Here is a 3297-nt window from a genome sequence, read left to right as displayed (position 1 = left end):
TAGTAATTGGTGGTCATATCGAGGAATGCCCCAACATATACCAATTTATCGGCAGAAAAGTCGATAAATCCCTGAATTTTGCTCAATAATCCCTGCTGGGTCAAACCGCGCTCGCTGACAAAACCACTCATCCAACCTTTAGTCGAGTCGAAACTTTGACCGATAAAGTCTAATTTTCTGGCAGTATTTCCCCCCGGAATCAATTCTTTAATACTGCCGAAAGTGGAGTTAGATTCTAATTCTTCCGGGGTGAGAATGCTGAGGCCCGATTCCACTTTCCGGATAAAACTGCCCCCCAGGGGAATTAAACCATCCAAACAAACTAACGCCGCCATCCGCATCAGGGATTCGCCGCTATAATCTCCCAGAGAAGCGACGAAATCATCGATACTATCGCCCGGAATGCCATTAATTTGACAAAAAGCGACTAATTCTGTCACTAATTTCAAGGTTAGATCGATGGTTTGCGCTTTTTCGGGGGCAGGGGTTAATTTTTCGATTAAACCGCCCATGAGGGGAATTTTACCACCGACGACATTAGCAAGAGAGGCGGCGGCTAGGGCATTATCGGCGCTGTCGATGGTTTGGTAGAGCCAGAGCGCCCGTTGATAGCCCTGGGATTTATCATTAAACAACCAAACGGCTCGATCGCCAATCTGTTGGATCATGCTTTCGTCGGTTTCGCCGGTGACTTTGATAATCGTATTTTTAAACCCGACTAGGTTATCCCACTGTCCCGGCACGACATAATCAAGGGTTTTGAGAACTTTGACGGTGAGATTATTAGTCGGTAATTCGTCCACCAGTTCAAAAATTGGCTTACTCACGGATGTCTCCTTACTTTAATTTTGCTAGACCATCTAAATCGAACTTAGCTAACCAAGCTTGGCGATCGCTGGAAGAAAAATCTGGCTCCCGCGATAAAACCTTGACTTGATAGCGATTATTGACTAAAACGGCGCTGGCGGTTGCACCCTGTTCCACAGAGGGAAAACCTTTAATTGTGGTTTGACTGTCTTGGAATTTATTGGCCGCCGCGGGATTATTGCTGATGTCAGATATGGCTAACATAGCCAGAACTTTGCCATCTTGCTTCAGTTTTGCCTCAGCAAAGCCTTTTTTCTCCTGGGTATAGACGCGCTCGTATCCTCCCCCAGAAGGCGGGAAAAACCGATTAAAACTGCCGCCAGAGGTGGATTCTTTCACCACTGCCGCCGCCCCGCGAGCGGTACTTTCTTGTTGCGCTTGGTCAAATTGTGAGGGAGCTTTAGCACAGGAAGTTACTAGCAAAAGTACCGCCAATACCCCTGCTATCAAGATTTTGCCAAATCGAAAGTTCATAGTTATCTTAATTAAAACTTACTAATGTTTGTTTGTAGTATATCTCTCGCTTATTGCTGATTATTGTTAAGTTTTTCTAGATTCTCTCACACCAGACCGAAAAAAAACAGAAAATCAGCAAAATTCGAGTCAATAACGAAGGCAGGAGGCAGTCCCGATGAAAAAATTTTCACCCCCACAGATGAAAGAGGTTTCTTTCCCTACACCCTACACCCCACACCCCACACCCCACACCCCACACCCTGCCCCCACCGAAAAACTTTTTGCCGCAAACCCCAGCTACAGTCCCGCAATTGCCCCTCGCGCCATAGATGCGATCGCTTGTTCCGTGGCCCGGGGTAGATGATAATATTTACCCCCGGCTTTTAGGGCTAATTCTTTGGCAAAACCAGTGGAGACGAATTTTTTCTCCGTATCGATGACCAGCAGTTTAATGCCTAAAGAGCGAATTTTAGCGGCAATATCGAGCAGTTCTGCCTTAATATCGGGTTTTTCCCCCTCCGGAATCGGTTCGCCTAAAGATTTCGCCAAAGGAATATTACTTCTACCGTCGGTAATCGCCACAATCACCACTTGACCGATATCCCCCGATAAACGGGCATTCATCCCCACATGAACCGCTTGGGTTAAACCGTGGGCTAAAGGGGAACCGCCACCACAGGGCAGGGTTTCTAGACGTTTTTTCGCTAGGGTAATCGATTTGGTTGGCGGTAATAGTACATCTGCTCGCTCACCCCGGAAAGGAATCAGGGCAATCTGGTCGCGATTTTCGTAAGCTTCCGTTAACAGACGCATAACCGCACCTTTGGCCGACTGCATCCGATTCAGGGCCATGGAACCGGAGGCATCAACGACAAAGACAATTAAAGAACCGGCCTTGCGGGCCAGCCGTTTTGAGCGCAGATCCCCTTCTTCTATAATCACATGACGTTCGGGATTCCTCAAGCGACGGGCTTTTTGATAGGGGGCGGCCGCCCGGAGAGTGGCATCGACGGCGACTCTTTTCACCTTGCCCCGGGGTAACATCGGCTTAATATAACGTCCCCTATCTTCCGAGAAAATCAGGTTACGCGCCCCCGATTTCCCCTGACGCTGGGCCATCTGGGCAAAATACAGCACACTGGGATCCAGTAAAACCCCTTCTGGGTCAAAAACAAATTCTTCTGGCAGATTATCCGGCTGTTCCGGTTCTTTTTCCTCCTCTTTCTCCTCCTCTTTTTCTTCCTGTTCCTGCTGGTTTTCGTCTTGGGGCGGTTCCGGTGGTGGTGGCGGCGGTGGGGGCTGTTGTTCCTGTTCCGGAGGTGGTGGCGTAATCAGCGATCGAGGTACAATAACTAATTCGACGGCTCTTTTTAAGTCATCGGCACTGACTACATCCCGACCTTCTAAAGCGGCGGCCGCCTTGGCTACTCTCACGGCAAAAATCTCGGCGCGATGACCTTCTACCCTACCGCGCACCGCTTCCTCCACTAGATAACTAATTTGTTCGGGTTTAATTTTTACCTCTTTTAACCATTCCCTCGCTAGGATAATTTCGGTTTTTATATCATCGATTTCTTGGGCATATTGGGCGATAAAAGCGGTGGGAGAAACAGCATACTCGATCGCCTGATTGACGGCGGTGACTCGTTGGTCTAAACTGAGAACACCATCGGCGGAAAGAGCAATGGCAATTCTATCTAATAAATGGGTTCGTAAATCCCCTTCTTCTGGGTTATAAGTAGCGATCAGGATTGGTTTACAGGGATGTTGAAAACTGATGCCTTCCCGTTCGATTTGGTTACGTCCTTCGCTTAAAACTGTTAGTAATTGGTTAGCAATTTGGTCATCGAGTAGATTAATTTCATCGACGTAGAGAATTCCCCGATGGGCGCTGGCTAATAAACCGGGTTGAAAGACTGGTTCCCCCTGTTTCACCGATTCTTCCACATCGACGGAACCCAATAAACGATCCTC

The 3297-nt window shown here is 48.0% G+C and carries 4 protein-coding genes; 1 reads left to right on the top strand and 3 read right to left on the bottom strand.

What is annotated here, in order from left to right; genetic code table 11:
• Both PX481_RS14325 and PX481_RS14320 read right to left on the bottom strand, forming a co-directional pair.
• Positions 1-827: hypothetical protein (locus PX481_RS14325; RefSeq protein WP_288094804.1), on the bottom strand; the 827-nt coding region annotated here is incomplete at its 3' end.
• A gap of 10 nt (positions 828-837) precedes the next feature.
• Positions 838-1341, bottom strand: a complete 504-nt coding sequence (locus PX481_RS14320; protein WP_002761255.1) for a hypothetical protein — start codon at positions 1339-1341, stop codon at positions 838-840.
• 157 nt (positions 1342-1498) lie between these two features.
• On the opposite strand from PX481_RS14320, the gene PX481_RS14315 reads away from it, so the two are divergent.
• Positions 1499-1687 (top strand): hypothetical protein, encoded by a 189-nt coding sequence (locus PX481_RS14315; protein WP_103111606.1) that lies wholly within the window; start codon positions 1499-1501, stop codon positions 1685-1687.
• Here the strand turns inward: PX481_RS14315 and bchD are convergent.
• The coding region (gene bchD, locus PX481_RS14310) for a magnesium chelatase ATPase subunit D (protein WP_288094803.1) at positions 1621-3297 on the bottom strand (1677 nt) is incomplete at its 5' end. The genes PX481_RS14315 and bchD overlap by 67 nt on opposite strands.

The sequence above is a fragment of the Microcystis sp. M53603_WE2 genome, from assembly GCF_030065435.1.
Note: the sequence above shows the minus strand (reverse complement) of the source record. Positions and strands in the feature narration are given on the sequence as shown.